Consider the following 25,151-nt stretch of genomic DNA (forward strand, 5'->3'; position numbering starts at 1 on the left):
TTCCGCAAGCGGAATTCAAAAAGCAGGGCAATTCGCGCAAGCGCGAATTGCAGGCACCCGCGCAAGCGCGGGCGCCGAGGCTGGCAGCAAGGGGATGCATCGCGCGCGGGCCTGTGTAGGGCCTGGGAATCCCAGCTACCACCCCCGCAGCGGAAGTGACAGACCGTCGGCCCGATCGAGTGCCGGCCGCACCGTAGTGACGGGCTCCGCTGCGCTCCACCCGAACCCCTCCCCCACCCTCGAAACCGGCCGCTTACGTTCACCAGTACCCCGCCAGCATACACCCCCAGCCCTCCGGATGTCGCAGAATCCGCCGATGCATCACCCGGGCGAGCGAACGCTCGCCCGGGTGATGCATCGGCGGATTCTCACTGTGTAGCGTTTGGGTCCTGGGCGCACCACCTCAACCCCCGTGAAAAAGTACCGGCAGAATTCGAGATTGCGCGGCCGTTAATTGCCCAGCCACAGAACGGAAGTCCCGATATGCGAGCGTTGAAATTCGACGTGCGGAGGTACCGGAGCCGAACGGCCCCCCGGGGCCGGGAGGCGGAACTGCCCACCGGCACCGGCCACGCTTCCGTGCTTTTGAGCGTCGCGGCCGGCACCACCCGAGACTCAGAGCCGCTGCTGCTGTCCACGACCCGCACCGGGGCGCGGTGCCGCACGCGAAGCGAGCTCAGCTGCGGGTCCCCGGCGCCCGACGGGGCCGCAGAGGAAGACGGCGGAGTGCGGCGTGTCGGTGGTTGAGTCCGGCGGCAAGGTCCGCTATCACGCGCGCGCACACGCTCTAGAGGAGGAAGGGAGATCAGCGTTTCCGCAGGTCAGAGCGTTTTGGGGGTCTCGGGAGTATCACCCCGGGGTGATAAATCGAGACCCGGGATATCACCCCGGGGTTGTAAAACGACCTGTGTTTGTCTCCCAGGTGCACATTGTGGCGGCCGGAGTCCGAGCTTGGCGTGACGCAGATTGTGCGGATGGGGCACAAACCGTGCTGCGGCCGCGTCCGGCTGCGACCGGGCCAGGGAGGGGGGAGAAATCACCCCCGGGTGATAACGACACGCGGAAAGTGCATCTGGGGAACAGGAAAGTGCAGGAGGGGCACAATCCAGTATGCTGCGGCCACCACCTACTGATCATGAGGAGCGGACCCCCCGATGACGGCACAGCCCCAGCAGCAGCCGCGGCAGAGGCCGGCCCCGGCCAACGCTCCTCCCCCGCCGCCCCCGAGTGCCTTCCGGGTGCCGGGGGCACTGCGCCAGGCGAACGTGGTCAACCTGCCGGACGGCTACCGGGCTTCGGTGGAGCCGCCGGTCACCAGCGACGGGTTCCTTGACGAGGACTTCGTCATGGACAGCCAGGCGTTCCTGTGCTGGCTCGCCGACTATTACCGCGACGACTTGGTCTCGCTGCGGCTGATCGTGCGGATGATGGGCATGCAGAAGCCCGGCGGGACGGTGGAGGCGACCCAGACGAAGCTGGCGGAGCTGCTGAAGGTGAAGCAGTCGCAGATCTCCCGGTCGCTCAAGGAGGCAGGGCAGATCGGAGTGGTCGTCAAGCTCAAGGCGGGCGAGTACCAGTTGCACCCGAGGCTGACGCTCAAGGGTGGCAGGGTGCCGATCGAGCCGAAGCCCGGTCTGCGTGTGGCAGGCACCATGAAGGTCGACCAGCTCTCGCTGCTGGACGCGATCGAAGACAATGAAGACCTGCCCGATGCTTTCCGCGAGCTGCGGAAGCTGCCAGACCCGGAGAAGAAGCCGCCCCGGGAGGACAAGGCCCGAGCCCGGGCACGAGCCGCAGCCAGGCAGGCGCGGCCCGAGGAGGATGGGACGTCATGACGATCGCCGTGGAGAGCATGGTTCCCGAGTACGTCTGGACGGCCAACAACGCCCTCGCCTTCACTCCCAGGGGAATGCCGCCGGCCGCGTACCCGGTCCTGCTGCACCTGCTGGGAAGCCAGGAACCGGGCGGGCGCTGCGTGGCCACCCAGGACGTCATCGCTCAGTACGTGGGGCTGAGCCGCTCCAAGGTGACCCGAGGTCTCCAGCACCTCGGCTTCGCCCTGATGGTCTGGAAGGAGGGCAACGGCCTCTACCGGCTCAGCCCTCTCATCGCCGGCTTCCGCACGCCTGCGGACCAGCTGGCGGCGATCGGAGCGATGGACGACGACGACCGGTTCGACCACCCCGACTTCCAGGAGCGCTACGAGCGCCGGGTTGCGCAGTACGAGAAGGAGCGCCAGGAGAAGGCCGCCCGCCGCCAGCGGCCGGCCGAGCCGCCCATCGACCTCGCCTCCCGCCGAAAGCGCTGAGCCCCCGCCAAACGTCTACGGCGTCGCCCCCTTGCCGGTGCGGCGCCGTTTTCATGCGTGGCGGACCAGCAGGGGTCGGTTGCACCAGGTGAACCGGATTGTTCTGGAGCAGCAGAACAACCGATGACCCCTCAGGGCGTGCCCTGTGCATGCAGCAGCTGTGCATGGATCTCGCCCGGAACATCACAGATCTGCGATGCCATGCAGCCGCCGCTACCCCTGACGCTGCCTTCCGAGCAGCGCCGTCGGCGGAGTGCAGCAGGCCCCGTGCAGCGTGCAGCAGCACCGCGGCTGCTGGACAGCCGGGGTCGGCTTGCTGCACGAGCAGCAGCCGTGTCCCGCCTGGCCCATGCAAATGCTGCGCGGCGCCCACGACACCACGTTGCTGCCCCCTGACGACCACCCCCCCAGGACCACGAGCAGCACTCCGTCGACGACGAGCAGCACACTCGGATTCCCACCGGGCAGCAGCTGCTGCAGACGGCCGTGTGCAGCACGACCAGGAGCAGCACCAGGCCGCCGCAGGCCCTCGCCTCACACCTCACACCCCTCACATGCACCCCGCCCACCTGGGGAAACGGGCCGTGTGCCTCATAGGAGGAGTCGGGAGCAGCGCTCTACAGGACGGTTCCGTGCAGGGCGCGACGGTCCCCGGACACCGCGTAGCGCCGGGCGGCGAGGCCGTGTTCGAGGGGCTCACCGATCTGCTCGCACAGCAGCCCCAGGACGTCGGCGGCCTCGATGTCGGAGAGGTAGGCCGGCGCGACTTCGAGCATCAGCTCCCCGATCGCGTGGGTGCTGGCGGCGAGGTCGTCGACGACGCGGCGCAGCGCGGCGACGGTCGGGTCCGCCGGCGGTTCGGCTGGCGGTGGGGGCGGGGCGGTGCGGATGTCGCGGACGGCCTGGCGGACCACGGCGCGCACCGTGGCCTCATCGAGGGTCTGGAGGCTGCTGTGGGCGAGTGTGGCGAGGCGGCGGGTGATCAGCTCCGCGACGTCGCCGGAACGGGCGGAGACGGCGATCAGGGCGCGCTGGGACAGGCCGTAGTCGAGCGCGGCCGCGGCGGCCGGGCCGGTGTCTCGCGTGCGAGACGGATCGGCGTGGGCCGCGACGGCGCCGTGGATCGCGGCGAGGGCGCGGGCGACGTCCAGGAGCCGGTACGCCTGGGCGCGGCTGATGCCGAACTCCGCGTCGCAGTACGACTCCCAGCTGCTGTGTCCGAGGGGGAGCCAGACGCGGGCGGCGTGCGCGTCGCGGACCCGGGCGGCGAGCACCGCCACGGAGCGCCGGACGTCGTCCATCGCCTCGCGCAGCCCGGCCGTCATCTCCCGGGCGCGGGCCGCGGTCAGTGGCGGCCGCGCCGGTTCGGCGCCGTGCTCCTGGTCCTCGTGCTGCTCGCCCACCACTCCATCGTCCTCCGCGCCGACGGGAACCACCAGGGCGTGCGGGAGCACCGGCGCGAGCTCCGTCTCACACCCTCACAGCCTCACAGCTCACCTCGTCTACCTGGGGAAACGGCCTGTGAGCCTGCCAGCCTCACAACGTGACACCGGGCGGGGAGCGGGTCTGTCACGCTGATCCGCGACGGCGGGCGCGGGTCCCGTCGCACGAGGCGGAGGGGGCCCGGTGGCGGGGATCGAGCGGGAGCCGACGGAGGTGCGGATACCCAAGGCGGCGCTGGACGCCTTCGCCGCGGCGCTGAGCGTGCGCACGGTGGCGATGCGGACGTGGCCCGACGGCATCGAGTGGATGTACCCGGTGGGCACGTGGGACGAGGCGCACCTGGAGGTCACGCTCATGCCAGGCGGCGAGGAGGTGTGGCTGCGGATGTCCACCGACCGTTCCAGCGTCGCCGTGTGGACCATCGAGCAGTGGTGGGCCTTCTCCGGGGAGCTGCCCGGCGCGACGCCGCCGCCAGCCTGAGACGCGAAGCCCGCGGCGGTTCGGCCGGCGCACGGACGGCGGAGGTCAGCGTGGCTTCGGCTAGTCCGGGTCGTTGAGTACCCGGCCGCACCGTAGGCCCTGTGGCGGAGCGCTGACCGCCGTGCAACGCGAACGAGGACCGATGCCGAAGAAGCCCGCCCACGACCCGCCGTACGGCTACGACCCGAAGACGCACACGGTCCGGGTCGACCAGCACGACCTGGGGCGGCTGCTGTTGATGTTCCGCTCGCTGATGCGCGAGCAGAAGCCGGGCTCGTGGGAACACATGAGGGACTACGACCTGTCCTTCGAGCGCCTCGCGGACGCGGTTGATGCCAGCTCGCAGATCCGGTACGGCAAGCGCTGGACGGGGCCTGATCTGCGGATGCGCTGTACCACGACCGAGCCGGTCTACGACTGGCCCGACGGCGCTCCGTACGACGGGGAGGCGACGTTCACCTGGAACGTGCCGGGCTACGGCTCGCACGCCAGCGAGGACGACCAGGTCGAGCTGTACTCGAACACGGCGCTGTGCGGGTTCAGCTGGGCGAAGGGCGACAGGCCGCGCCGGGTGGAGGGCCTGCCGGACTGTCCCGAGTGCCGGCGGGAGGTCCAGCTCGGTGCCGACCGCCCCCGCGGCAACTGGTGACTACCGGTTGCCGCCCGGGTGGCAACCGGTGGATACGGCCGTGGCTACGATGCGGAACGCCCTGACCCCGGCAGTTGCGATGCTGGGGTCAGGGCGCCTGCACGGGTGGCTATCCGAGCCAGGTGATGGTGAGGACGGACAGGCGGCGCAGGGGCCGGTTCACCCAGTAGGTGAGGGAGAGCTGGCCGACGGAGGCGTGCCGGATGTCCTCGCCCTCGGGGTCGTCGGCGTTCCACTGCCGGAACCCCCACGGGTCGCCGGCGGCGGCGTCCAGAACGTCCCACACCATGTCTTCGACGTGCTCGGGCAGGGTCGCAAGGACCTTCGCGGCCGGGGCGGAGAAGCGGACCGCGTACGGCTGCTGTTCGGTCACCGGCGCCGCCCGCGGAGCTCCGCCATGTCGATGAAGTCGCTGTCGTCGTAGCCGGAGGCGACGAACGCGTCGACGGCCGGAGCGGAGGCGAGACGGCCCTGCCACTCCTGGACGACCGCGTACAGCCCGCCGAGGGAGAACGTGCGGCGGGACTCCTCCAGCGCGGCCGTCCACTCCTGCTCGAAGGCCGGCACCCATTGCGCGGCGCGCGGGTCGGCGCGCAGATCGGCGAGGAGTTCGGCCGGAGCTCCCGCTGTGGGGGCATACGGCGTGAGGGGGGCGTGGTCGGGCTGCGCGCTCATCGGCTGTTCCTCCCAGCGGGTCGTACCGCCACGGTACGCGCGCCGGAGGGCCGTGGATGCGGGCATGGACGGATCCCCTTCTACCGGGTGCTCTGCAGGACGACGTGGCCGAAGCCGAACTGCGGTCGGCGGGTGGCGTAGCGGAAGCCGGTCAGGATGGTGCCGAGGGCGGTGTCCATCGCCGACCGGACCGCGTCGTAGCGGATGACGGCCCCGTCGTCCGTGCGGTCGGCTTCGACCATGTCGAGTGCCGCGCGGTCGAGCCGGGCGTGGGGCAGCCAGTCGACGATGGCCGGGGCATCATCGTCGATGTAGGCCACGGCGCCGCCCTGGTGCTCGTCTGTGAGCGGTTCGGGCGGTGCCACGTGCAGGCAGGCGGTGGCGAGGTCGAGCCGCACCTGTTCGAGGAGGAGCTCGGGGGCGACCGGAGTAAGCCCCTCAGCCAGGCGCCAGAGGGTGACCGCTTCCTCCTCGTGGCGCTGGTCGTCGTTGGCAGCCTGGGGGTTCGCCGCCCGTTCGGCTTCGTTCTCCGGGTCCGGGAAATTGACGCTCGCCATCAAGGCTCCGAAGTCAGTAGTCCAGGTCCAAATAGTCGATGTCGTTGATTGCGACATCCGACAGTCCCATAGCGCGACCGCCGCCGTCCTGGAAATAGATCTCCTTAAACCCTTCGGCGATGATTTTGCGCATCTCCTGGTCGCTAGCCCCCGCCTCGCGGGCGTCGAACAGACGCTGCGCGTAGGCCGGGGGGAGGTGCACGGTCAGTCGCCGGAACCGTCCGTCGTCGGTCGTGCCGATCGGCGCGGTGTAGCCGAACCGGGCGCGGGTCTCGATGGTGATGCCGGTCGCGGTGGCGGCTTGCTTGCGCCGGCGCTTGCGGACCTGGGGCTGCCAGCGGGCCCGTACGGCCGCGTCGATCTTCGCGGCGATGTCTTTCGGCGGGTGTTTGCGGGCGCCGCGGCGATAGCGGTTGACGGAGTCGGCGGTGACGCCGAGCTCCTCCGCGACGGCCTTCGCGGTCTTCATCTGCTTGAGCAGGTACCCGATCTGGGCCTTGAGAGTCTTGGGCGGCTCCCGGGTGAACGCCTCCCGCTCTGCGCGCTCGATCGCGTCGTCGATCTCCCCCACGACTTACTCCCCTTCGTCCATGACGGCGTCGCCGCCCTTGATGTGGCGGGCCGGGTTGAGGCCCTGTTCCATCAGGTCGACCGCCCACAGCATCGACTGGACGCCCTCCAGCTTCGCCAGGCCGGGCGTGGGCCCGAGGCGGAAGCCGCCGGGCTGCGGCTTGCCGCTCGCGGCGTACGGCAGGAAGTCCAGCGGGCTCGCGCCCGGCGAGGGGTAGACGACGCAGTCGGACAGCACGGCGAGCGGGAACAGCCCGGTCATCCGGGACATGTTCAGCAGCTTGCGGTGCATGTTGACCCGGGCCTTGCTGATGACGGCGGCCCGGATGTCGGGGCGCCAGGTCGGCCGTTCCAGGGCCGGCCACCGCTCCCCCTCCTTGTAGGACTTGCCCTGCGGACGCTCGCGGAGCTTGCCGACGCCGCCCTTCACCGTGGCCTTGATCGCGGACAGCACGGCGGCCAGGGCCGGGTCGACCTGCTTGTGCTGCTCCATCGCCGCGAGGAACTGGCGGTCGTCCAGGTCCCGGGTGACGCCGAGGTCGGCGAGGGTGTCGACGTAGGCGTTCTTGAGGCGGTCGTGCCACGGGTCCAGGTACGCGCCGGTCTCGCGCCGCAGGTACGCCTCGATCGGGTGCACGTCGTGGCCGAGCTCCTGGGCGTAGGCGACGGTGTGCGTCTGGTACCAGGCAGGTCCCGTCGGCCGGGTGCCGTCTGGCGTGAACGGCGAGGGCAGGCGCGGGTCCAGCTCGATGTGGGACAGGTCGACCAACCAGCTGCCGGGGATCTTCGGGTTGAACTTCGGGGCGTGGAAGTGATCTGGGGCGCTCAGGCCGACGACCAGGCGGGCTGCGGCGGCGAGGAACGCGGTGTTGAGGTCCAGGCCGACCGCGAAGGGCAGCGTGCACTCCTCATCGGTGAGCGTGTCCACCGACCGCACCCACTGGTACGCCTCCTCGTTGAGGAACCCGCCGGTCCAGCCCGAGTTCACCACGACGGGGTGCTCCGGGGTGGCCTCCGGCGGCGCCGGGTCCATCGGCTCCGTCCCCAAGCTGCCGGGGTTGTGGCCGGACACCCAGTTCCCGGTCTCCGGGTCCTGCACGGCCTTTGTCGGCGGGCGCAGCGCCGTCATCAGCTCCAGCCCGGAGACCGCGGTGGAGCCGCGCGGGGTGATGACGCGCTGGGCGTAGGCGCCAAGGACGCGGGCGATGTCGGCCGGCTCCATGTCGGTGACGCCGGGCCAGGAGCGCTCATCGAGGGCGTCCCACGAGAGGATCGCCAGCTGTACGCACTGCCGGTCGCGGCCCTGCGCCTTGCGGTAGATCCGCGCCCACGGGCCGAACCCCCGCTGCGTGAGCTGCCACTTCGCCTTCGCCACCTGCTTGACGACCGGGTGGTCCTCCGGCAGGCGCAGGGAGCGGCGCTGCTCGTGGCCCTCCAGGCGCTCGGGCAGCCCGAGCTTCACGGCGGCCGCGGTGGTGAGCACGATCAGCGGGTCGCTGTCCTTGCCGTACCGGTTGAGCTTCGCGGCACCGAGGCCGGACTCGCGCAGCGTCCACTCCACCAGCTCCACCACCGTGGTGGCCGGGCAGTCGAGCACGATGCCGTCCACGCCGTACGCGGAGCCGTCGCCGTCCAGCACGGCGAGCGGGCCGTGCTGGAAGCGCGGGTCGACGGCGGGCTTGGCCGCCTTCTTCGCCGGGCGGCGCGACGTCGCGGCCGGACGAACGGGACGCTGGGGAGCCGCCGGGGCGGCCGGGGACTGCGCTGGTGCGGCGGTCTCCGGCTCGGTGGCCTCGAGGGCGGCCGAGCCGGTGAACGTCTCCGGCACCTCCGGCTGGGTCGCGGCGGGCGGAGCCGGGGAGGGCGCGGCGGTGGGAGCGGGGGCGCCATGCGCGGGGTACTTCGCCGCCCAGCCCTTAAGGAGTCGCTGGTACGCCTCCAGGCGCGGCGACTTCGGCTCGCTCCGGCCGTTCTCGTAGTTCTTCACCGTCTGCGTCGACGTCTTCAACGCGAGCGCGAGACGGGCCTGGGTGATGCCGGCGGCCTCCCGCAGCCGGGCGCGCTCCGCCGGGGGAGGGAGCTGCGGCTCCTCCTCCAGCAAGGCGTCGACGCTCGCGAACAGCTCTTCCTCGGTGGCCATGCAGATCTCCTCTCGTACCTCAACCCTAGCAGCGTTTACCCTCATGTTTAACCCATTTCTTTAACCCGATCGAAGAATCTTGACGGGGGTGCCTTCGAACGGAGGTACGATTCTGGTCACGATGGCTGAGACTGACTTCAACTTCCCCAGCGACCTTCGCGAAGCGCAGCGCGAGCTGCACCAGGCCCACGCCGAGCTGTGCACCGTGGCGGCTGGTCTGCCCTGGTCCGTCGAGCCTGCCGAGGCATGGGCGCGGCCGGAGGGCCATTGGTACCCGTCGAGCCGCCCGGCCACGAGCGGCTGGACCGAGGAGCAGAAGAGCGCCGTCGCCGCTCTGCGTGCCCGTGCCCTCGAGCTGAGCATCACCGTTGGCACGCACGCGTTCTGGAAGACGGTGGAGGCGGGCCGGGTCGTCGAGGCGCGCATGGCGCTCAAGCGCGCGTGCAAGCCGGTGGAAGACGCCGACGAAGGGGCCGCGGCCGAAGCCGCGTAACACCGGCTGGTCACCATGCACACGCAGACCGGGGCGGGCGGGGGAAGCGGCCGGGGCGCACACGGAATTCCCCTGGACCGGCTCCCCCGTGCGCTCGTCTGCCTCGCCGACGACCAGGTCCTCGAGGTACGCGTCACCTCGCGCCGGCATTTCAGGGGTGTGTGGTGGTACGAATTGCTGCTCACGCTTCCGGACCGGCGCGACACCCCGCGCGGTCCCGTCCGCGACGTCACGGAGATCGCCTTCTCGGCCCCCTACCCGGACGTCCAGCCGATCCCCGGCGAGGACTACACGGTCCTCGACCCGCCCCCGGCCGAAGAGAGCCGCCGCTGGCGCCTCTCCGAAGCCCCGCCCGGCAGCCCCCACGACATCGTCGTACACCGGCTCGACTGCGCCCAGGGCGGCATGTCCCAGCAACTCGCCACCGACCGCGAGGCCCTGCGCATGCTCGCCGGCCCGGAAGAGGCCGTTACTTGCGCGGTCTGCCGCCCTGACCGGGTCCTGTGCCCCGACGGGGACGAACCGTTCGGCTAGCCGTGAAGGTGGTCAAACGGCATGTGCACGGTACGGTCCATGACCGGGTGCGGGCGTCCAAGCCAGGGGGGCAGGTCGCGCCCCAGCCGCTGATGCCGCCGGGCTCGCCGGCGGCCCAGAGGCCGGGTACGGAGGTGCGCCGACGGCGGAGGCGGCCTGGTTCTTGCTGGTGTCGACGAGGCGGATCGTGCTCAGGGTGGCAGTCCCGCGTCGGCCCCTTCGGGTGTCCTGGACACGCGACCAGTCACCGTAGGAAGAAGCGCTTCATCCTGCGGGGCAGTCGCAGTCCGGCCTCCATGAGCTGTCGTCGCTCAGCGCGCGGCCGTAGGTCCGCACCGATCACCAGTTCATCCAGAAGGTGCTTTTCGCCCCGTTCGGCAAAGGACCGGACCAAGCGGGCAAGATCTTCAATGGGGGTGCTAGTGGATGCTTCGTCGAGAACCACCTGGGCGAACGGAACGTCTTCGTACCGATCCTCGCCCGACGGGCTCTTCGAAAGGTAGAAGATCCGTTCCTTGGGGACCGTCCCAGGGAGTACGGAGAGTTGCCGCAGCCGTAAGGCGTCGCAGTGCTCGGCTAAAGCGATCAGGAGGCGTCGGGCGTCCCGGCTCCTTCCCGCTTGCATGAGGGCGGTGTAGAAGTCCTTGACGGTGGCAGGAGATGCCTTCTCGGCAATCCGCCGGATCAAGCCGTCGGCCTGGCCATCCCGGCTCGTGTCGCGCAGCTCGGCGAGTGCCTCGACGGCTCCCTCGCAGGTCTGCTCTACCCCGGGGCCGAGCCACGGGAAGCCGTTTTCGTACTCCCGCGCGTAGGGCCCGGCGTCGCCTTCCCAGCGCTGCAGCTCGCCGGCGGTAGCCCGGGCCATCTCTTCCGCGTGCCGGGCATCGTCTTGCTGGAGGCGCAAGATCGCCCCGGTCTGGGCAACGAGGTCTTCCAGCTCGGCGACCCGGCGCAGTGCAGTATCCCGCTCCGCCTCCAGTTGCCGTATCTGTTCCTGCCGGTCTTGACGGTCCAGCGCACTCGCCTGCCGCAGCTGTTCGATCTCCTCTTCGGCGCGGTGCCGGTGTTCACGTTCGTGTTCGAGCTCTTCTTGCAGGGCGGCGAGGGAGCGAGCGGTGTTGGCCTGCTGGTGGCACAGTTTCTCCTGCAGTTCTGCGACTTCGTATGCCCGGGCGGACAACGGTCCTTTGGAGCGGGCGGCGACGTACAGCAGGGCGCGGCTCTCCTGTGCGGCTTCTTCGACGGAATGCTCGCTGTCCTGATCGGCCAGGAGGTGGTGAAGCCTGGTGAGTAGCTGCGGCTCCGGAAGGCTCTGGCCCGACAGGTAGCGCGAAAGCCGGGTGGCATCCACAGAGAGTTTCGCGGCGAGGTCTGCAGAGGTCATCCCCGTCCGCTGGCGCAAGTCGCGCAGATGCTCGGCGAAGGCCCGTTCCTCGCTCCTGAGCCCGCCGCTGAGCGGTGCTAACGCACGGGGTCGCGGCCCGAGGGCTTGCTCCTGGTACTCCGTCACTGCTCTCTCCTGATTGCCCCGCGCAAGATGCCGGGGGCGCCGCAAGGTGGTCTTGCTCTCTGCCGCAAGGGTGGTGCAACGCGGTGAGGTTGACCCTAGCCGGACCGTCCGGCTGGAAGGAGACCGCGATGTCCACTACCTCCTCGCCGCAGTCGTCCCGGCCGATAGTCGAACTGCAGGCTGGTGCCGTCCGCCTCACCATCGAACGAGCCCGATTCGGGTCGGTCATCGGTGCCATCCCAAGGGCGCGGGGAGCGGCCGGCGCCGCCAGGGGGCCACGGATGCGCCGCCGGGCAAAGACGCTGCTCTGGCGCGCCGCGCTCGGCGCCGCCTACGCGGCCGGCACAGCCCTGGCAACGGCCACCGGGCACTGGCTCATCGCCTCGTTCTGATCGAGCCCGCCAGCGGGAACAGCCTGGAGTCGAACCTGAAGGTCTGCTGAGTCGCTGAGCGGTAGAGTTGAGTCAAGTTGCTTGCTCTGCTTAAAATCGAAGCGGAAGTAAGCGAAAGGGGCCCTTGGGCCACCATTGGCAGGAGACCGCATGGCCACGCTCAGCATCCACTTCGACCCCGCCGTCATCGCCCGCCTCACGAGCGCACGCGGCGACGACACCATCCACGTCACCCTGTCCCTCGGTGGCCAGTCCCCCGATGCGCCGGCCGCGCCCGTCATCCCGCACGGACCGCTCGCCGCTCTGATGCAGGCCGGGCTGCTGAAGCCGGACACCGTGCTCACCTTCCACCAGCGCCGCGCCAACCGGTCGGGCCGCGCCGTCGTGACCGCCGACGGCCAACTCATCGTCGACGGCCACTCCTCTCCCTTCCCCTCCCCGTCGAAGGCCGCGGAAGCCGTCACGGGCAACATCATCAACGGCTGGACCCTGTGGCACACGCCCGACGGCTCCACCCTGGACCAGCTGCGTCAGAAGCTGGACGGCCAGTAGGCAGCCCGGCCGTTCCGGCCGCGCATCGTCGCGCGCGGGCGGAACGGCACACCAGATCGGACAAATGATCACGAACACAGCCGGGAGACATCGGTGGAGAAGTACGGCGAGTTACTCGCCGAGGTGATCGTGCCCGGGCTGACGGCGGGCGCGGTGACGCAGGAGCACCCGGTGGTGGTGTTCGTCGCCGGGCAGGCCGGCAGCGGCAAGACGCTCGTGATGGACCTGGTGCACGCCGCCCTTGAACAGCGGGGCGGCGCGGTGAGGGTGGACCGGGACACCTACAAGGCCGTCCACCCGCACTACCCCGCCTTCCTGGTGGAGGACGTACGGACGGCCGGGGTGCGGGTGCGGCCGGAGACCTACCGCTGGCAGGCCGAGGTCGAAGCCCGGGCCCGCGCGGGCCGGTACGACGTGGTGGCGGAGGAGGCCCTGGCCGATCCGGCCGCGTGGCTCGCCACGGTGGCCGCCTACCGCAGGGCCGGCTACCGGGTTGAAGTGGTCGCCCTGGCGGTGCCGGAGGCCGTCTCGCAGCTCGGTGTGCTGGACCGGTACCTGCGCCTCGCCGAAGAAGGCCGGGCCCGGTACGTGGGGTGGGACAACCATGACGCCTGCGCGGCCGCGCTCCCCGACGCCCTCGCGGACATCGAGGCCGGGCGCCTGGCCGACCGGGTCGTCGTCGTCCGGCGCGCCGGCGAGGTCCTGTACGCCAACGACCTGACGCCCGGCGGCCAGTGGCGCCACGCGGCGGGGGCACGCGAGGCGCTGCTGGCCGAGCGGTCGCGCCCGTGGAGCGCGGCGGAGACCGGCGTCTTCCGCCGCCAGCTCGCCGATGCCGACCGGCGTGCGCACGATGCGCGGCTGCCTGAGGACTGGTCGCTGGCCGTGCGGCGCGACGCCGAGCGCGCCGCCGCGCTGGCCGAGCCGCTGCGGCGCACCGCGCAGGCCAGGCGCCAGGCGCCCGGGGCGGACTACCACCGGCTCTCCGCCGAGGAGCACCGCTGGATCTTTGACGAGCTGATCGCGCCGTCCCTGCTGGAGGGCATCACGCCGCAGGAGCGGCCGGTCGCGGTGTACGTGCTGGGCCAGCCCGGCTCCGGCAAGACCAGCATGACGCCGATGCTGCGCCGGGCGCTGCGCGGCTGGCCGATCCACATCAGCGGCGACGACTTCAAGGCGGCCCACCCGGACTACCTGACGTTGCTCAAGGAGGAGCCCCGTACGGCCGGTGAGCGCATCCGGGCCGACTACCGGGCCTGGCAGGCGATGGCCGAGGCGTACGTACGCCGGCGGCGCGGTGACGTCGTCATCGAGATCGCCCCCGGCAGCGCGGCCGCGTTCGCCGCGGACGCGATGCTCTACCGGCGGGCGGGCTACCGGGTGGAGCTGGTGGTCTTGGCCGTGCGGGCGGCGGACTCGCGGCTGGGCACCGCGGCCCGCTGCGCCGAGGTGAGCCGGCTCGGCGTTCCCGCCCGGTTCACCACCGTCTCCGGGCACGACCGCCACTTCGCGGCGCTCGCTGGTGCGGTGGAGGCGGCCGAGCAGATGCTGGTGGCCGACTCGGTGATGGTGTGGAGGCGCGACGGCACCGTCCTCTACCGCAACGAACGCACGCCCGAGGGCACCTGGTCGCGGCCTGTAGGCGCGGCGGGCGTGCTGCTCGCCGAGCAGACCCGCCCCTACACGGTCCAGGAGGCGGCACGGTTCTGGGCGGTCCATCGCCGCGTGCGCGCCGCGCTGCCGCACTACCGCCGTGACGTGGAGGACATCGCCCGCCTGGCGCGGCCAATGATGCCCGCCCAGCTACGCCCCCGCCGGCTCCCCGGGCCCGCCGCGGTAGCCGCTCTTCCGCTGACCCGGGACGTGGCTGACCGGTACGGCTACGCCCCCGGGGCCTCCAACTCCTCCAGACGGGCCGCGTAGCGGGCGTTGATGCGGGCCATCTCCTCGCCGTCGGCTTCCTTCAGGCGTGCCTGGTCCTGCACGCACTCCCGGTGCTCGGCGATCAGCCGCTCCAGCCTGGCGGTGTCGGGGGCGGGCGAGCGGCGCTCGGCCATGATCTCCCGGCTGTACCAGCCGATCACCCGCCTCATCGTCTCGGAGGCGACCGCGTAGCCGGCCTTGCCGGCCAGCTCGGAGGAGTTCGGGGTGGGGGATACCGGATCGTGCACGGGGGGCCAACCTTCGAGGACGAAAAGGATCATTGTCGGCGGTGGTCGATTTCCCGTCCACTACCGGCAGCTATCGGGCCGCACCCCCACCAGAGTGCCGCCACGGCCCGCCGTGCGTCATAGGTTGGGAGCGAGACGATCACCATTGGGGGGACCATGGCCGACCTGCGTGCGCTGTTCAGCTCCAACAACCCGGCCTTCGACGCCGTGGAGGCGTTCACCGACCGGCAGCACCAGTGGGCCCTGGTGGCCACCGCGCTGGAGGAGCACCTGCGGCGCACCACGGACCCCGGGTTCGACGTGGAAGACCTCGAGGCACCCCGTACCAATGTGATCGTCTTCCACGGCGTGGGCGGCGTCGGCAAGACCACCTTGCTCCGCAAGTTCGAAGCCGCGTTGACCGCCGCCGAGCATCGCCCTGACCAGTGGGGTGCAGCACCCACCTGGGCGCAGCGGCTGCTGCCTATCCGGATCGACCTGTCCCGTGCGGCGTCGACGGGCTCGGATTTCGAGCGGGTCATCCTGACGATCCGGCTCGCGCTCGCCGGGGCGCTTGGGCGGACGCTGCCTTCCTTCGATGTGGCGCTGCGCCACTACTGGGAGCAGATCCGTCCCGGTGAGCCGCTGGAGGAGTACATCCGGCGGACCGGGCTGTCGGGCCGTTTCACCGAGATGCTGCCGCAGCAACTGCGGGCCGGGGTGGGCGAGGTTGCCGCTGCCCTGGAGCTGCCCGGCCTGGTCGGTTCCGCGGCCGGGCAGCTGACCTCGGCGCTGGTGTCGGCGTTGCGGGAGCGGCAGCAGCGTGCCCGGGCCCTGGCGGGTGCCATGCGGACCGCGGCCCTGCTGGAGGCCACGCCGGATCTGGAGGCGCTGTCCTACTACCCGCATCTGCTGGCGTGGGACCTGAGCCGGCTGCCTGCGAAGAAGGCCCTCACCCCGGTGGTCCTGCTGGACACCTTTGAGGACACCGGCGACCGGCACCGCGATTTCGAGCGGCTGCTGCAGCGCCTGGTCTGGCTCATGCCGAACGCCTTCTTCGTCATCGGCGGCCGCAGCCGGCTGCCGTGGGCCGACCCCGCCCTGCACGGCCAGCTCGACTGGACCGGCCCCACCGCCTGGCCCGGCCTGGCCCCCTCCACCGCGGCGGTGCCGCAGCCCGGGGCGGGCGCGCCGGGCGGCCGGCAGCATCTGATCGGGGACCTGTCCCCCGAGGACTGCGAGGACCACCTCGCCCGCCGCCTCACCCTCGACGGGCAGCCCCTCATCGACGCCGACATCCGCGCCGCGATCACCGCCCGCTCCCACGGCCTGCCCCTCCACCTCGACCTCGCCGTCAGCCGCTTCCTGGAGATCCGCCGCACCGGCCGCACCCCCACCCCCGCGGACTTCGACTGCACCTTCCCCGCCCTCCTCGCCCGCACCCTCTCCGACCTCACCCCCGACGAGCGGCACCTGCTGCGCAGCGTGTCCCTGCTGGACGCCTTCGACCTCGACCTCGCCACCCAAACGGCCGGCCTCACTCACCAAGCCCCCGCCCGGCGCCTGGTCGAACGGCCGCTGGTCACCAAGAACCCCTACGCCCTGTGGCCCTACCACCTGCACCGCGCCATACGCAGCGCCGTACGCGAGGACGACCACAGCGACGACCGCTGGACGAACGCCGACTGGCACCAGGCCGCCACCCGCGCCCTGGCCGCCCTCGGCGAGCAATGGACGAAGGCCGCCGCGCTCGCCCCCAGCCGCATGCTCCTCGTCGCCTGCCTGCGCCAGGGCCTGCGCCTGGCCCGCGACCACCACCTGACCGGGTTGGGCTGGCTCATCGACGCCGCCTTCGTCTACACCGACGACTCCGTCTGGGAACCCCTCACACTGCCCGCCCCCACCGACCCGGTACCGGATGCCCTCGCCGACGCCGTGGCCGAGCTCCTGACCGCCATCGCCCGCCGCCAGCGCGAGCACCGCCAGCGCACCGCCGACCGTCTCACCGCCGTCCTGGAGACCGGTCTGCTGCCCGCCGAGCTGACCGAGATGGCCCTGTACTACCGGGCCAAGGCCCACAAGGACCTCAGCCAGAACGACGCCGCCCGCGCCGGCATGCAGCAGGTCGCCGACACCGGCGGCCGCCTCGCCCCCAAGGCCCGCCGCGGCCTGGCCAACCTCGCCCGCCTCGCCGGCGACTTCCCCACCGCCCTGGCCGCCGTCCCCACCCTGGGCTGGCACGGCCGCCACCACCGCGTCCTCGGCGACATCCACTGGTCCCACGCCAACACCGACCAGGCCATCACCGCCTTCGAAGCCGGCCGCGCCGAAGCCGAGCAGCACGGCGCCCCGGGCGAGCGCGCCATGACCCAGGTCCGCCTCGCCCTGGCCGTCTCCTTCGCCGCCCCCGACCGCGCCGACGACGAACTCGCCCTCGCTCACCAGCTCCTCGACGGTCTCGACCAGCGCTCCAACACCCTCCTCGCCCAGGTCGTCGCCCTGATAAAGGACGCCGGAGGCGACAGCGTCACCGCCCGCGCCCAGACCCTGCACGCCGACATCGAGGCCGCAGGTCTCCCCTTCCTCCACCGCTTCGTGGAGCTCGCCCTCGCCTTCCACCACGCCGTCCGCGGCGAAGACCAGGACCTGGCCGTCACCATCGACCGGCTGCGCGAACTCACCGCCACGGGCGACTTCGCCTACTTCACCGATATCGCCTACTTCATGGCCGACCTGCCCCTGCCGGAGCCCTCGACCACCCGCTGGATCGACGGCCCGGACGCTGTACGCGCCCGCTGGCAGCACCTCGTCCACACCCGCCGCACCCACACCGGCCAGTAGCCTCCCGCCTCATCGCGGCGCGCACCCCGGCATGTGCTTCCCCGGCTGAATGCGCAGGTCACCAGGCCAGCGCCGCCGGTCGCGCGCAATGCGACAGGTGGCGTACGGGCCGGTCTAGTCGCTTCCCCGGGGCCTGGGCGGTAGAGTGAGGGACAAGTCGGTGGTCGTGGACCGCCGGAAGTGGAGCCAGGTGACCTGGGGCAGACCGGGAGCCTGGCTCGGCGCTTTTCCGGGCCATCTCAGCAGTCGGTATCGACCTCGAAGTCCGCAATGACGCCAGCGAGCTCTGCCCAGTACTCGCCGCGTCCCAGCTGGTGGGCCCGGCAGGCGCCGGCCACCACGTCGGCGACCCACAGCAGCGGCTCCGCGCCTCCGTGAACGTGTTCGATCCGGAAGGTGGTGCCCTTCGGCAGTGCGAAGCGGGCGCTCTGCACGGTACGGATGTCGCGCTGGTTGAGCTGGGACTCGCGGGCCTCCATGAACAAGCACTCGACACCAAACGTGTGCAGCTGGGTGACCAGATGGGTCAGGCACTTGCTGCGGGCCCGCTCCTGCTTGCGGAAGGGAACCGGCGACCCCACCGCGACAACGTGAACACCGTCCAGCTCGGCAACGGCGCGCGCGGCCTGCTTCTTCTCCCGATGGTCCATCTCGGTCCAGTGCGCCTTGGCCGTCGCGCGACGCCCGCGCTGGGCAAGCATGGCTTCCCGGGCGGCATCCCGTACGGGCGGCTCGATGATGGCGGCAGCGATGATGTAGAAGCCGGCGGAGTCCTTCTCCTGGAACGACTCGTCAGACCAGGCGGACAGGCCGGGATGGCCAGCGGGCGGGATCACGGTGCGGGGCTCCTCCTGCAACGGCGGACGATCCGCCCACACACCCAACGGTGCTGCGGGCCCGTCATCAACCGCGGTGGTGACGTACATGGTTCCGGCGGGCCTCATGGCCCGCGTCCGCCGGAGGAGCCGGGACGGTCCGGGGAAGATCCGAAGATCCTCCGCGGCCCATTGTAGGGCCGCCCCCACACCGTCCGGCCCCGCCCCGACCAACCGACGACTCCCTCCGAGCAGAGTGGTCCGGGGCTGGTGACCCGGCGGCGCAGCGTGGCCGGATCCGGCCGGACGCTGTCTCCCGTGCCCCTGGCCTGGTGGGACTCACCCGAACAGCCGGCCGCGAACGTGCATGCCTGCCGCGCGAAGTTCTCTTCGCCCAGCGCGGGATCGACGCGCCGCTCTGACATACAGCATGTTGACGAAGTGATGCTCATCGCGCTCCCGGAAGGCCCGCACCAACTGAACCAGTACCTCAGGAGGCGTGACCAAGCTGACCACGGGAATGAGGGTTTCGCCGAACCGCGTCTCGTCCCACTTGCGGACCTTCGGGTCAGCATCCGTGCCTTCCAGGCCGGGGAGCAGGGGAACAACGGGCCGCTCTCGTCGCAGCTTCACATCGACGGCCAGCTGCCGAAGCCGTGGCGCGGGGCAGGACACCGCGATGGCACGCACGAGCCGGTTGGCGTCGGGCCGACGGCTGTGCTGGTCGAGCAGGGTGTAGAAGGTGCCGATGGCGGCCGGGGCGGCGTTGACGGCCGCGTACTCGATGATGCGGTCCGCCTCGTCATCACGGCCGTGGTCGCGCAGATCGCCCAAGAGCTCAATGACGCTCGAACCCTCAACGCCGATCTCCCTGCCCAGCCACTCGGCCTCCGCCGCCGGGTGGCGGGATCCGTCACCGTCCTCCCAGCGCTCCAGCTCCTTGTGCGTCGCCCGGGCCATGGCGTCTGCGTGCTGCGCGTCATCTTGCTGGAGCCGCAAGAGCGCGCCCGTCTGGGCCACCGCCCCCTCGAGCTCGGCGACCTTGCGCAGCGCGGCGTCGCGCTCCGCCTCCAGCGTCCGTATGCGCTGGTCGCGGTCCGCCGGCCCGGCCTGGCGCAGCCGCTCGATCTCCTCCTCGGCTCGCTGCCGGTGCTCCCGTTCCTGCTCCAGCTCCTGACGCAGGGCGGTCAGTGTCCGGGCGGTCTCGGCCCGCTGCTCGTGGAGCTTCTCCTGGAGCTCAGCGATCTCATACGCGCGGGCCTGCAACGGCCCCCTGGAGCGGGCGGCGGCGTACAACAAGGTGCGGCTCTCCCGCGCCGCCGCTTCGACGGCCTCTGGGCCCGCGCTGTTCAGCATCCGGTGCAGACACGTCAGCAGCTGCGGTTCCGGAAGGCTCTGACCCGACAAGAAGCGCGAGAGGCGCGTGGAGTCCACGGCCAGGGCAGCAGCCAAGTCCGTGGAGGTCATCCCGGTCCGCCCGCGAAGCTCACGCAGGTGCTCGGCGAAGGCCCGGTCCTCCGTGCCCAGGTCGTCCCTCAGCGGTGCCAGGCCCCGCGCCCGCGGCTCGGCCGCCGGCTGTAATCGCTGCTCCGTCACTGGTGCCTCTCTCCCAGGTTGCCCTGCCCGCAAGATGCCGGGGACACCGCAAGGTGCCCTTGCCGCCTGCCGCAACCGCCCCGTCCAGCCATGGAATTGACCCTAGCCGGACAACCCACGATGGAACGGAGAACGCCATGTCGATATCGCCCTCCTCACAGCAGCCCCGCCCCTTATCCGAGCTGCGAGCCGACGCCGTGCGCCTCCCCCGCCCGCACCTCAAACGTTCCAGCACCGCCCAGTACAACCCCGGCCAGGCCAGCCAGCGCAGCCGGTGGCGTCGCCAGGTGAAGGCGCTGCTGTGGCGCGCGGCGAACGGCGCGGCGTACGCGGCCGGGACGGGCGCGGTCACAATGGCCGTCGACTGGCTCATCTCCTCTCGGTGATCACCGGATGCGGCCGCGCTCATCGGGGTGGTAACGGCCGTGCGGGGGATCACTGGTTCAGGCTATAGGCCGCGGCGGAGCAGTGCGGCCTGTCGGCACCGGCCCGTGCCCCGACTCCGCACCGGCCCGCAGGACGAGCTGGCCGACGCCGGATCGGGGTCGGCCGGCTCGTGCACGGGCGCGATGCCGGGCGGCAGGTTCCGTAAGGCGCGGACGGCCGTGCGGCCGGCCGAGGTATTGGCGGCCTCGATGACGCGGGTCTCTCCAGACCGGACCTTCGTCGGCCAGGCCGACGGTTCCGGGCACACGGTCAGCTGGCCTGAGTCCGCGTCGAAGTCGACGGCCGCGACGTGCCCGGCCGGATCCGGGGCGATGGCCGCCCACCGTTCGCGCAGCGTTGCGCCGACGGCCGGGGGCTCCCACGCGTGCTCGGTGACCAGCGCGCCGATCGCGGCACCGAGGCCCATCGGCTCGCGCCCGTCGCGCCGTGCCGTACGGACCGGACGCGGCTTGGACTTCGCCTTCTGGCCGCCGCTGTTCTTCGGCGCCGCCTCCATCGCGGCCCGCAGCGCGACTCGGGCCAGGTCGACGCCGGACACCTCGCCGCTGCTCACGGCTGCCCCCACGGGGTGTATCCGAGGTCCAGGTGCCCGAGGCCGGCCAGGCGCTGCGCGGTCGCGACGAACGACCGGGTGAACAGGCGCTGCGCCGACACCTCGCCGTACCGGGCGATGTGGTCGTGGACGATCTGGTGGTCGTGCGCGGCGCGGGTGCGCCAGTCCAGCACCTGCTCGCGGGTCAGGTCCTCGAGGACCAGCTCCTGGTCGTCGTCGACGTCCGCGCCCTCTGGCTCCGGACCTGCGGCGACGACGGCCGGACGGGGTGCGGGCAGCACGATCGGGGCCACCGGCGCGGCCGGGACATCGTCCTCGGGCTGTGCGGCTGCGGCTTCGGCACGGGCGTGAGCCGCGGCGGCCTGCCGCGCCCGGTACTGGTCCCACTCGTGCACCTTCGCCCACGCCCTGGCCGTCACGTCCTGGTGCAGCTGCTGGGCGGTGGCTGCCCGCCGCTCTGTCGCCGAGGCGCCGGGCATCGCGGAGTCGACGGCGGCCGCGACCGCGCGGCGCTGGTCCCGGCGGTCTTCCTGCCGTTCCTTGCACCGGGGGCAGTCCTGGCCGGAGTCGAGCAGCACACGGTCGTCGCACCGCACGTCGCCGCACTGCTGACGCTGCGGCAGGCCCCGGCCGATCAGCCAGCCCACCGGGTCCTTGATCGGCCCTGCCAGCCGCATCTGGTCGGACAGGCGCCGGGTCAGCCGGTCGGCGAGAACCTGCGGTGCATCCACACGGCCCGCGAACCCGACCACCCTGCCCAGCTCCCTGCGGGCGGCGGCCTCCACCAGGCGCCGGGCGGCCGGACGCTCCAGCCGCGCCCAGACCAGGTCGACCGGGGCCAGGACGATCCGCAGGTCCTCCGGCGGCAGGGGCACCCTCCCCCGCTGTCGCCTGCCCTGACCTTCGCCGTCCACGACCCGCACCGAAGTGCCGGCCACCGGCCCGCGGCCAGGCTTCTCGCTGCTGATCGACGGGGACTTCTTCGGCTGTTCCCCGCGCAGCGGGCCGTCCTCGCGCACGCACGCGCGGTCCGGCAGATCACCGGACCCACCACGGCCTTCGCCGGAAAAGCCACCAGAGAGAGCGAGGGGAGAGACGGGAGTAACCAGGTGAGGGTGATCAGTGTGAAGGGCTGCCGCAACGTCGGGCTCTGCAACATCCGCCTCACCCGTCGCCGGCACGCCGCTGACCTGCGACTCTGTCCCCGGCTCCGGCGCCTCACCAGACCCTGCCGCAACATCGGGGTCTGAAAACTCGGGCTCCAGAGCCTCCGCGCGGTCCTCCTGGACGTCGTCGGCGACCGTACGGCCGTGCGCGGCGGCGACCGCTGGCACCATCAGCCGCGACCGGTTCGCCAGGCCCGAGCCCGTCTGCAGACGCACCCGGCGCACCAGCTGCCGGTCCTCCAGGCGCTCCAGGACCCGCTCGCCCGCGGACGCCGTGCAGCCCAGCAGCCGGGCCACTGTCGCCGCCGCCCGGCCCCGCCGGGTGTCTACCGTCCCGCCGCACTGCCGCACCCGCCCGGTCTCCCGCGCCTCCAGCACCAGCAGCAGCAGCGCGAGGCGGTCCGTCGCCGCGCCGCGACCGGTACGCGTACCGATCAGCCCGGCCGGGATCACCCGCCCGTCCCGCAGCGTCCATCCCGGCGCCATCACGGCCTCCAACAGCCGCAGCAGCGTCGCGAACTCCTTCTTCGCCAAGTTCAGCGGGTGCCCGACCACGCCCTGCGCCGCCCACAACGGCAGCACCTTGCACTTCAAGCCGACGTCCTGGCCGTACTCACCCTCCGCCGTCTCCACCGACACCACGCCCGACCGGCGAAGCACCGGCAGCACCTCGGAGGCGACGTACGACGCCGACAGCCCGAGCCAGCGGCCCAGCTCACCGGTGCGGATCTCCACCACACCCGACTCCGACGGCGTCCGCGCCGCCAGCACCACCACCGCCAGCCGCACCGCGTCCGACGCACCGACCAGGCCGACCGCGTCCAGCAGCGCGCGCACCGCATTGCCCAGCCGGGCGCGGGCATCGCGCCCCAGCGCCATCGGGTGGCCCGGCCCACGAACCGGCACCGGACCGGCCTGCGCCGGCACCGACTGCAGCGCACGACGCTGCCCCGGCACGTGAAAACGGACAGCGGCCGCCGCGGCGCTCATCGGCCCACCGCCGCGACCAGGCCGGAAGCGGGCGTGGAGAAACAGGTGCAGATGATCATCCGGACAGGCTCACCGAGCGACCCTGTGGACAGAGGCCGCTCGCCGAGGGAAAGAGGGGCCCCTATAAAGGTGGTCGGACCCGGGGTCCGTGTGACACTCCGACCCCAGGAATCTTCGTGATTAATGCCGTGAACAGGGCAAACGTGACATGCGAATCCCGTCACGCGGGAAGCGGCGAAGGTCCAAACCGTCTTGAATCGGACATGGTCAAGCTGACAGGGGGACACGCGATCGTGCACTATGGCGGGGACACCAACTTCCATATGCGAGTCGGACCACCCCGCGAAGCGGGACGGCCGGCGAGTGGATGCGGGTGACCGCCCCCTCCGTGAGGAGCGGGCAGACACCGAACGGCAGGGGGGAGATTTCTCCTCTCGTCGGGTCTCGGTCGTGGAGCCCCTGTGGTGGGGGCCCCGGACGGGTACTGCAGTGGCCCTGATGAGGGGCCGTGGTTCGGTGCGCAGCTCGACTGCTGCTGCGGCTGTGGTGGCCGTGGTTAGTGGCCGGTACTGCGATGGAGTGAATTGGCTCGATGAGCCGAAGCTCAGGACCGGCTGTAATCCGGGACTGAGCGGCCGACCTGGATGGTTAGTCCGGTCGGAGCGAAGGGCCGCGCGAGGCCGGGGCGGGTGGTTAATCCGCTGAATGGCACGCGCGGCCGGTGGCGGCTACGTCACCCCGACCCCCTCGATCCGAAGGCTGGCGTCGGCATGCGCGCAGACGGTCTGGATGGCGTGATCATGGTGATGGAACGGCGCAGATGCGCGTGCGGTTCCGTGTGAGCGGGTAACCTTCATCCCGCGATCACCTCCATTCCAGGTGTCGCCCGGGTGGGGCATTCCCCGCCCGAGAGCCCCCGTGGACCACGCCCGGTCCTGGGGGCTTTCGTCTTTATCGATCACATCACGCACAGCCTAGCCCTAGAACCGGACAGGGCGGTGACCCAAGGCAACCTGACGGGCCGTCGTCAGCGTGAGCGTGATGCCCGGGTTCTGCCTCACTTCGCGACGGCGATGACGGCGGCGGCTGTTTCCCAGCCGTGGTGCCATGCTTGGTCAAGGGCATACGAGCCATTGATGCCGAAATCTACCAATTTGAAGAACCGTCCCTTGCCGGTGGCAGCCGCCAGCCGGTGGAGTACGCCCCGGGGGACTCGGCGGTCGGCAACGTAGTGCGTGATGCCGGAGACGGCGAGCGCGGCGGCGACGGCCTTGGGGTTCAGGCGGAGCCCAAGGGCCCGGGCGCCGACGGCGAGCGTCAGGCCCTGCGTAGCGGTGTATGTGAGGCAGTGCCAGGCGCACGCCACGCGGCCGCCAGCGGTGCCGACGGTGGTCTCGACTCCGGTCTTCTCGTCGGTGTACGTCACCGTGGCGGCGTCCGTGGCGCCCTTGGTCTGAGCACAAAAATCAGACTGGACCCAGTGGTCCGCGGCGTCCGCCGAGGCGCGCATGAGGGCGTAGACGGCGGCGAAGTGCGCAGAACGATCGGTCATGCTGGTGGTCCTCCGGTCTCGGGTATGGGGTAAGAGGGCACGGGGCGGTCGGCCTGGTGTGACGGCCGATCCGCTGCCCGTGATCGTGGTCAGCGGCTCAGCAGGGGGAGCACGCGGCGGCCGTCGGTGAACGAGCGCAGGGCCTCGGTTGCCCCGAGGGTTGGGCGTCACGGCTGGAGGACGGTGTCGGTGGCCCACAGGCTGAGCAGGGCTCCGGCGGCGATGGTGAGCCAGGCTGCGGCGTCGGCCCACAGCCGGGCGCCCATGCGGCCGGGGTCGCGGAGGTCGGCGAAGTTGTCGGACAGCCGGGCGTGGATGGTGGCTATGCCGGCGAGGTCGGCGTACCAGCGGCCGCGCCGGTCGACCTCGCCGGCGATCTGGCCGTCGGGGTGGTGCCCGCCGTGAAGCGCCTGGCGGTGCCCGACGGCTTCTTTCTCGGCGGCGTCGGGGGTGTGGACGACCGGGCTCGTGGTCCGGCACACCGGGCACCGGTACAGGTATCTGCGCATGATCGTCTTCCTGGTCAATGGCATGTCGGCGCCCCCCGTTCACTTGGTTCCGGAAGGGGGAAACCGCCGTGGAATGGGGGTGCCAGCTGGCGATTGGATGGATCGGTTCCCGCAGGTCAGCAATGGTTTTTCGATTGGTGGGGGAGTGGGGGGGGGGGGGGGGGGGGGGGGGGGGGGGAAAAGAGAAAACAGAAACACAAAACAACAAAAACGAAAAGGGGAGGAAGAA

24 protein-coding genes are annotated in these 25,151 nt (G+C 71.3%); 10 read left to right on the top strand and 14 right to left on the bottom strand.

Translation table 11 applies throughout. From position 1 onward, the window contains the following. Positions 1-1,154: 1,154 nt before the first annotated feature. Positions 1,155-1,835: a hypothetical protein gene (locus tag AC07BS_RS29280; protein ID WP_478934989.1), complete on the top strand. Its 681-nt coding sequence runs from the start codon at positions 1,155-1,157 to the stop codon at positions 1,833-1,835. Next, the gene (locus AC07BS_RS29285) at positions 1,832-2,308 is read left to right on the top strand and encodes a hypothetical protein (protein ID WP_478934990.1); all 477 of its coding nucleotides are present in this window, start codon (positions 1,832-1,834) and stop codon (positions 2,306-2,308) included. The genes AC07BS_RS29280 and AC07BS_RS29285 overlap by 4 nt, the downstream gene beginning before the upstream one ends. Before the next feature lie 617 nt (positions 2,309-2,925). Here AC07BS_RS29285 and AC07BS_RS29290 read toward each other — a convergent pair. Next, entirely contained in the window at positions 2,926-3,762 is an 837-nt protein-coding gene (locus AC07BS_RS29290) for a hypothetical protein (RefSeq protein WP_478934991.1), read from the bottom strand. A 172-nt stretch (positions 3,763-3,934) separates the two neighbouring features. Between AC07BS_RS29290 and AC07BS_RS29295 the strand changes: the two genes are divergently transcribed. Then, on the top strand, positions 3,935-4,231 hold the full coding sequence (locus AC07BS_RS29295; RefSeq protein WP_478934992.1) for a hypothetical protein: 297 nt from the start codon (positions 3,935-3,937) through the stop codon (positions 4,229-4,231). A 142-nt stretch (positions 4,232-4,373) separates the two neighbouring features. Then, positions 4,374-4,880: a hypothetical protein gene (locus AC07BS_RS29300; protein ID WP_478934993.1), complete on the top strand. Its 507-nt coding sequence runs from the start codon at positions 4,374-4,376 to the stop codon at positions 4,878-4,880. Positions 4,881-4,989: 109 nt separating this feature from the next. On the opposite strand, the gene AC07BS_RS29305 is transcribed toward AC07BS_RS29300, so the two are convergent. The 5 genes from AC07BS_RS29305 to tap form a co-directional block, all read right to left on the bottom strand. Then, complete coding sequence (locus AC07BS_RS29305; protein ID WP_478934994.1) at positions 4,990-5,253, bottom strand: hypothetical protein; 264 nt, start codon at positions 5,251-5,253, stop codon at positions 4,990-4,992. Then, positions 5,250-5,555 carry a DUF6247 family protein gene (locus AC07BS_RS29310; protein WP_478935065.1) on the bottom strand — a complete coding sequence of 102 codons (306 nt, stop codon included), beginning with the start codon at positions 5,553-5,555 and terminating at the stop codon, positions 5,250-5,252. Before AC07BS_RS29310 ends, AC07BS_RS29305 begins: the two co-directional genes overlap by 4 nt. A gap of 80 nt (positions 5,556-5,635) precedes the next feature. After that, positions 5,636-6,112: a hypothetical protein gene (locus tag AC07BS_RS29315; protein WP_478934995.1), complete on the bottom strand. Its 477-nt coding sequence runs from the start codon at positions 6,110-6,112 to the stop codon at positions 5,636-5,638. A gap of 13 nt (positions 6,113-6,125) precedes the next feature. Continuing rightward, entirely contained in the window at positions 6,126-6,683 is a 558-nt protein-coding gene (gene tpg, locus AC07BS_RS29320) for a telomere-protecting terminal protein Tpg (protein ID WP_478934996.1), read from the bottom strand. 3 nt (positions 6,684-6,686) lie between these two features. After that, positions 6,687-8,822, bottom strand: a complete 2,136-nt coding sequence (gene tap / locus AC07BS_RS29325; protein WP_478934997.1) for a telomere-associated protein Tap — start codon at positions 8,820-8,822, stop codon at positions 6,687-6,689. A gap of 121 nt (positions 8,823-8,943) precedes the next feature. Between tap and AC07BS_RS29330 the strand changes: the two genes are divergently transcribed. Further along, positions 8,944-9,315: a hypothetical protein gene (locus AC07BS_RS29330; protein ID WP_478934998.1), complete on the top strand. Its 372-nt coding sequence runs from the start codon at positions 8,944-8,946 to the stop codon at positions 9,313-9,315. 15 nt (positions 9,316-9,330) lie between these two features. Further along, positions 9,331-9,849, top strand: coding sequence for a DUF6233 domain-containing protein (locus tag AC07BS_RS29335; protein ID WP_478934999.1), 519 nt, complete (start codon positions 9,331-9,333; stop codon positions 9,847-9,849). A 244-nt stretch (positions 9,850-10,093) separates the two neighbouring features. Here AC07BS_RS29335 and AC07BS_RS29340 read toward each other — a convergent pair whose 3' ends face one another. After that, positions 10,094-11,359 carry a helix-turn-helix domain-containing protein gene (locus tag AC07BS_RS29340; protein ID WP_478935000.1) on the bottom strand — a complete coding sequence of 422 codons (1,266 nt, stop codon included), beginning with the start codon at positions 11,357-11,359 and terminating at the stop codon, positions 10,094-10,096. A 542-nt stretch (positions 11,360-11,901) separates the two neighbouring features. On the opposite strand from AC07BS_RS29340, the gene AC07BS_RS29345 reads away from it, so the two are divergent. After that, positions 11,902-12,303, top strand: a complete 402-nt coding sequence (locus AC07BS_RS29345; protein WP_478935001.1) for a restriction system modified-DNA reader domain-containing protein — start codon at positions 11,902-11,904, stop codon at positions 12,301-12,303. A gap of 93 nt (positions 12,304-12,396) precedes the next feature. After that, the gene (locus tag AC07BS_RS29350; protein ID WP_478935002.1) at positions 12,397-14,226 is read left to right on the top strand and encodes a zeta toxin family protein; all 1,830 of its coding nucleotides are present in this window, start codon (positions 12,397-12,399) and stop codon (positions 14,224-14,226) included. Here the strand turns inward: AC07BS_RS29350 and AC07BS_RS29355 are convergent. Next, entirely contained in the window at positions 14,184-14,474 is a 291-nt protein-coding gene (locus AC07BS_RS29355; RefSeq protein WP_478935003.1) for a hypothetical protein, read from the bottom strand. The genes AC07BS_RS29350 and AC07BS_RS29355 overlap by 43 nt on opposite strands. 156 nt (positions 14,475-14,630) lie before the next feature. On the opposite strand from AC07BS_RS29355, the gene AC07BS_RS29360 reads away from it, so the two are divergent. Next, positions 14,631-17,294 (top strand): ATP/GTP-binding protein, encoded by a 2,664-nt coding sequence (locus tag AC07BS_RS29360; protein WP_478935004.1) that lies wholly within the window; start codon positions 14,631-14,633, stop codon positions 17,292-17,294. Between the two features lie 239 nt (positions 17,295-17,533). Here AC07BS_RS29360 and AC07BS_RS29365 read toward each other — a convergent pair whose 3' ends face one another. After that, positions 17,534-18,220 carry a hypothetical protein gene (locus AC07BS_RS29365; protein WP_478935005.1) on the bottom strand — a complete coding sequence of 229 codons (687 nt, stop codon included), beginning with the start codon at positions 18,218-18,220 and terminating at the stop codon, positions 17,534-17,536. A gap of 228 nt (positions 18,221-18,448) precedes the next feature. Next, entirely contained in the window at positions 18,449-19,705 is a 1,257-nt protein-coding gene (locus AC07BS_RS29370; RefSeq protein WP_478935006.1) for a helix-turn-helix domain-containing protein, read from the bottom strand. 137 nt (positions 19,706-19,842) lie between these two features. On the opposite strand from AC07BS_RS29370, the gene AC07BS_RS29375 reads away from it, so the two are divergent. Beyond that, positions 19,843-20,091, top strand: coding sequence for a hypothetical protein (locus AC07BS_RS29375; protein WP_478935007.1), 249 nt, complete (start codon positions 19,843-19,845; stop codon positions 20,089-20,091). Positions 20,092-20,153: 62 nt separating this feature from the next. Here AC07BS_RS29375 and AC07BS_RS29380 read toward each other — a convergent pair whose 3' ends face one another. From AC07BS_RS29380 to AC07BS_RS29395, 4 genes are all read right to left on the bottom strand, one after another. Next, positions 20,154-20,705, bottom strand: a complete 552-nt coding sequence (locus AC07BS_RS29380; RefSeq protein ID WP_478935008.1) for a DciA family protein — start codon at positions 20,703-20,705, stop codon at positions 20,154-20,156. Continuing rightward, positions 20,702-22,798: a hypothetical protein gene (locus tag AC07BS_RS29385; RefSeq protein ID WP_478935009.1), complete on the bottom strand. Its 2,097-nt coding sequence runs from the start codon at positions 22,796-22,798 to the stop codon at positions 20,702-20,704. The genes AC07BS_RS29380 and AC07BS_RS29385 overlap by 4 nt, the downstream gene beginning before the upstream one ends. Before the next feature lie 1,120 nt (positions 22,799-23,918). Beyond that, positions 23,919-24,413, bottom strand: a complete 495-nt coding sequence (locus AC07BS_RS29390; protein WP_478935010.1) for a hypothetical protein — start codon at positions 24,411-24,413, stop codon at positions 23,919-23,921. 167 nt (positions 24,414-24,580) lie between these two features. Further along, on the bottom strand, positions 24,581-24,922 hold the full coding sequence (locus tag AC07BS_RS29395; protein ID WP_478935011.1) for a hypothetical protein: 342 nt from the start codon (positions 24,920-24,922) through the stop codon (positions 24,581-24,583). Positions 24,923-25,151: the final 229 nt, after the last annotated feature.

The sequence above is a fragment of the Streptomyces sp. NPDC044063 genome (assembly GCF_056434285.1).

Bases quoted from the DNA above. Each gene is read 5' to 3' on its own strand.
- AC07BS_RS29280 (WP_478934989.1), top strand. From the start codon at position 1,155: ATGACGGCACAGCCCCAGCAGCAGCCGCGGCAGAGGCCGGCCCCGGCC.
- AC07BS_RS29285 (WP_478934990.1), top strand. From the start codon at position 1,832: ATGACGATCGCCGTGGAGAGCATGGTTCCCGAGTACGTCTGGACGGCC.
- AC07BS_RS29300 (WP_478934993.1), top strand. From the start codon at position 4,374: ATGCCGAAGAAGCCCGCCCACGACCCGCCGTACGGCTACGACCCGAAG.
- AC07BS_RS29310 (WP_478935065.1), bottom strand. From the start codon at position 5,555: ATGAGCGCGCAGCCCGACCACGCCCCCCTCACGCCGTATGCCCCCACA.
- AC07BS_RS29315 (WP_478934995.1), bottom strand. From the start codon at position 6,112: ATGGCGAGCGTCAATTTCCCGGACCCGGAGAACGAAGCCGAACGGGCG.
- tap (WP_478934997.1), bottom strand. From the start codon at position 8,822: ATGGCCACCGAGGAAGAGCTGTTCGCGAGCGTCGACGCCTTGCTGGAG.
- AC07BS_RS29330 (WP_478934998.1), top strand. From the start codon at position 8,944: ATGGCTGAGACTGACTTCAACTTCCCCAGCGACCTTCGCGAAGCGCAG.
- AC07BS_RS29335 (WP_478934999.1), top strand. From the start codon at position 9,331: ATGCACACGCAGACCGGGGCGGGCGGGGGAAGCGGCCGGGGCGCACAC.
- AC07BS_RS29345 (WP_478935001.1), top strand. From the start codon at position 11,902: ATGGCCACGCTCAGCATCCACTTCGACCCCGCCGTCATCGCCCGCCTC.
- AC07BS_RS29360 (WP_478935004.1), top strand. From the start codon at position 14,631: ATGGCCGACCTGCGTGCGCTGTTCAGCTCCAACAACCCGGCCTTCGAC.
- AC07BS_RS29365 (WP_478935005.1), bottom strand. From the start codon at position 18,220: ATGTACGTCACCACCGCGGTTGATGACGGGCCCGCAGCACCGTTGGGT.
- AC07BS_RS29375 (WP_478935007.1), top strand. From the start codon at position 19,843: ATGTCGATATCGCCCTCCTCACAGCAGCCCCGCCCCTTATCCGAGCTG.
- AC07BS_RS29390 (WP_478935010.1), bottom strand. From the start codon at position 24,413: ATGACCGATCGTTCTGCGCACTTCGCCGCCGTCTACGCCCTCATGCGC.
- AC07BS_RS29395 (WP_478935011.1), bottom strand. From the start codon at position 24,922: ATGCGCAGATACCTGTACCGGTGCCCGGTGTGCCGGACCACGAGCCCG.